This is a genomic window from Thioalkalivibrio sp. (assembly GCF_041690275.1).
Taxonomy (GTDB): domain Bacteria; phylum Pseudomonadota; class Gammaproteobacteria; order Ectothiorhodospirales; family Ectothiorhodospiraceae; genus Thioalkalivibrio.
Genome location: NZ_JAWLHP010000082.1, coordinates 1 through 3,386, shown reverse-complemented (window position 1 = coordinate 3,386; position 3,386 = coordinate 1). Strand labels below are relative to the sequence as shown.

Annotated in this window: 3 protein-coding genes and 1 pseudogene; all 4 read left to right on the top strand. The window is 70.8% G+C overall.

What is annotated here, in order from left to right:
- Positions 1-739, top strand: a pseudogene (gene mutL / locus ACESMN_RS12460) (DNA mismatch repair protein MutL); the annotation flags it as partial.
- A 4-nt stretch (positions 740-743) separates the two neighbouring features.
- Positions 744-1,673, top strand: coding sequence for a tRNA (adenosine(37)-N6)-dimethylallyltransferase MiaA (gene miaA, locus ACESMN_RS12455; protein WP_373053926.1), 930 nt, complete (start codon positions 744-746; stop codon positions 1,671-1,673).
- 104 nt (positions 1,674-1,777) lie between these two features.
- Positions 1,778-2,032 (top strand): RNA chaperone Hfq, encoded by a 255-nt coding sequence (gene hfq, locus ACESMN_RS12450; RefSeq protein WP_373053925.1) that lies wholly within the window; start codon positions 1,778-1,780, stop codon positions 2,030-2,032.
- 23 nt (positions 2,033-2,055) lie between these two features.
- On the top strand, positions 2,056-3,357 hold the full coding sequence (gene hflX, locus ACESMN_RS12445) for a ribosome rescue GTPase HflX (RefSeq protein WP_373053924.1): 1,302 nt from the start codon (positions 2,056-2,058) through the stop codon (positions 3,355-3,357).
- Positions 3,358-3,386: the final 29 nt, after the last annotated feature.

The window sequence follows — 3,386 nt, the reverse complement described above, 5'->3', positions numbered from 1 at the left end:
CGGGTCCGCGGCCGGGTCCGCGGCCGGCGCGCCGGTGCCCGCGCGCGACACGCGCTGGGAGTTGCCGCTGCCGCAGGTGGGCGAACCCGCTCCGGGAGTTTCCGGATATGCCCCGGTACCGGGGCCCGGGCCGGATGGCCGCGACCGCGAGGGCGCGCCGCCGCTCGGCTTTGCGCTCGGTCAGGTCGCGGACATCTTCATCCTTGCGGAGAATGCGCGGGGTCTCGTGCTGGTGGACATGCACGCGGCGCACGAACGGGTGACCTACGAACGTCTGAAGCGCGAGTGGCGCGCGGCCCGCGTGACCCGCCAGCCGCTGCTGGTGCCGGAGACCCTCGCGGTCACCCGGGCCGAGGCCGATCTGGTCGAGTCCTCGGTCGGCCTGCTGCGGGACCTCGGCTTCGAACTGGACCGCAGCGGACCCGAGACGGTGCGGCTGCGTGCAGCGCCGGCACTGCTGCAGGGGCGGGATCTGTCCGGGCTGGTTCGGGACCTGCTCGCCGACCTGCGCAATCTCGGGCATGCCGACCGGGCCGAGGCCGCGCTCGATGCGGTATTGAGCACCATGGCCTGCCACGGCTCGGTCCGGGCCGGACGGCGCCTGAGCCTTCCGGAGATGAACCGGCTGCTGCGGGACATGGAAGAGACCGAAAACAGCGGTCAGTGCAATCACGGCAGGCCGACCTACGTCGAGCTGGACCGCCAGGCGCTCGACCGCCTGTTCCTGCGCGGACGCTGAGCCGATGCCGCAGCCGGTGATCCTGCTGATGGGCCCCACGGCCACCGGCAAGACGGCGCTGGCCCTGGAGCTCGCGGAGCGGATCGGCGCCGAGATCGTCAGTGTCGACTCCGCGCTGGTCTATCGGGGCATGGACATCGGCACCGCAAAACCCAGCCGTGCCGAGCGTGCCCGCGTGCCGCACCACCTGATCGACATCCGGGAGCCGGAGCAGACCTGGTCGGCCGCCGACTTTGCGGATCACGCATGGCGGCTGATCGGCGAGATTCACGGACGCCGGCGCATTCCGCTGCTGGTCGGCGGGACCATGCTCTACTTCCGTGCGCTGATCGCGGGCCTGGACCCGATGCCGGCGGTGGACCCGGAGATCCGGGCGTCGCTGCGCGCGCGGCTTCCGGAGCTCGGGGCCGCCGCGCTGCATGCCGAGCTGCGCACGGTGGATCCCGTCTCCGCCGGGCGCATCCATCCCAACGACCCGCAGCGGATCCTGCGCGCGCTGGAGGTCTATCGGGGCACCGGCCGGCCGTTGTCGGCCTTCCAGTCCGGGCGCGTCCAACCCCTGCCGGGTGACTGGCACTGCCTGGCCCTGTTTCCCGAAGACCGGGCCCGCCTGCGCGAGCGCATCGCGCTGCGTTTCGACGCGATGATGGCCGCGGGCTTCGAGAGGGAACTGCGCGAGCTGACGGCGCGTCCGTCTCTGACGGCGGGCCACGCCTCGCAGCGTGCGGTGGGTTATCGTCAGGGCTGGCAGTGGCTGGCGGGCGAGATCGGCTACGAGGCCTTCCGCCAGCGTGCGATCACCGCGACGCGGCAACTCGCCAAGCGCCAGTTGACCTGGCTGCGCGGGATGAACGGCCTGGAAGGCATCGCCGCGGAGGCGGCTCGGCCGGAAGATCTGCTGCGGCGACTCCCGGCGGAGGTCCGTGGTCGGTGATGCGGTATCTTGGTGCGGCGCCGGGCAGGCAATATGCTATGGTTTCTCAAAACCAGGGCTGCACGAAGCGGGCTCGATAACCATAAACCGAAAGGACACCGATCATGGCAAAAGGGCAGATGCTACAAGAACCCTTTCTCAACGCATTGCGCCGGGACCGCATCCCGGTGTCCGTGTATCTGGTCAACGGCATCAAGCTGCAGGGGCAGATCGAGTCCTTCGATCAGTTCGTGGTGCTGCTGAAGAGCGCGGTCTCGCAGATGGTGTACAAGCACGCAATCTCCACGATCGTGCCCTCGCGGCAGGTGCGCCTGCAGCTCGACGGCGAAGAGCCGGCCACGCAGGAGGGCGAATCCTGAACGCATGCCGGACGTGAACGCCCTTGTTTGAGCGTCCCGAAAGCGGCGATCGGGCGCTGCTGGTGGCGCTGGGGATCGGCGAGGTCGCCGATCTCGAGGCCCAGACCGAGGAGTTCCGGGACCTTGCCGAATCCGCTGGGGCGAGCGTCGCCGGCATCATCTCCGGGACGCGGCGTCAGCCCGACCCGCGCTTCTACGTGGGTTCCGGAAAGGCCGACGAGGTGGCGGCCGCGGTGGAGGCAACGGGGGCGGACCTCGTCATCTTCAACCACCCGCTGTCCCCGAGCCAGGAACGCAACCTCGAGCGGCACCTCCGCTGCCGCGTGCTCGACCGCTCCGGCCTGATCCTGGACATCTTTGCCCAGCGGGCGCGCACGCACGAGGGCAAGCTGCAGGTGGAACTCGCCCAGCTCAGGCACATGGCGACCCGCCTGGTGCGTGGCTGGACCCACCTCGAGCGGCAGAAGGGTGGCATCGGACTGCGCGGCCCGGGCGAGACCCAGCTCGAGACCGACCGCCGGCTGCTGGCTGCCCGCATCAAGCACATCGAGAGGCGCCTCGACAAGGTGCGGCGTGCGCGCGAGCAGGGCCGCCAGGCGCGGCGGCGCAACGAGACACCGACGGTCGCGCTGGTGGGCTACACCAACGCCGGCAAGTCCACGCTGTTCAACCGCCTGACCGAGGCGCGGGTGTATGCGGCCGACCAGCTGTTCGCGACGCTGGATCCGACCTTGCGGCGCGTCGATCTCGCCCCGCACCGTTCGGTGATCCTGGCGGACACCGTCGGCTTCATCCGCGACCTGCCGCACGAACTGATCGCCGCCTTCAAGGCCACACTGACCGAGACGCGGGAGGCGGCCCTGCTGCTGCACGTGATCGATGCCGCCGACCCGGAGCGCGACGCCCACATCGCGCAGGTGGAGTCGGTGCTTGACGAGATCGGGGCCGCGGAGGTGCCGGTGTGGCGCATCTACAACAAGATCGACCGCCTGCCCGAGGCCGGTGCGGTGGAACCCGGCCGTTTCGGCGGCGATGCGGTCTGGCTGTCCGCGGCGACCGGCGAGGGCGTGGATGAACTCCAGCAGCGGCTCGCCCGCCACTTCAGCGAAGCGATGTTCAGCGGATGGCTCGAGCTGCCCGCGTCGGCCGGCCGGCTGCGCAGCCGGCTGTTCGCGGAGCGGGCGGTCGAGGCGGAGCAGACCGCTCCCGGGGGCGCGATGCGGCTGCGCCTGAGCCTGCCCGAGCGGCGGCTGCGCGGCCTGCTGCGCGAGGCCGGGCTGGATGAAGATCCCGAGACCCTGCGCGCCGCCTCGGAGTCTGTATGAGGTCCGCCCACAAGACCCGCCTCCAGCCG

Coding starts and splice junctions, on each gene's coding strand:
- miaA (WP_373053926.1), top strand. CDS start 744: ATGCCGCAGCCGGTGATCCTGCTGATGGGCCCCACGGCCACCGGCAAG.
- hfq (WP_373053925.1), top strand. CDS start 1,778: ATGGCAAAAGGGCAGATGCTACAAGAACCCTTTCTCAACGCATTGCGC.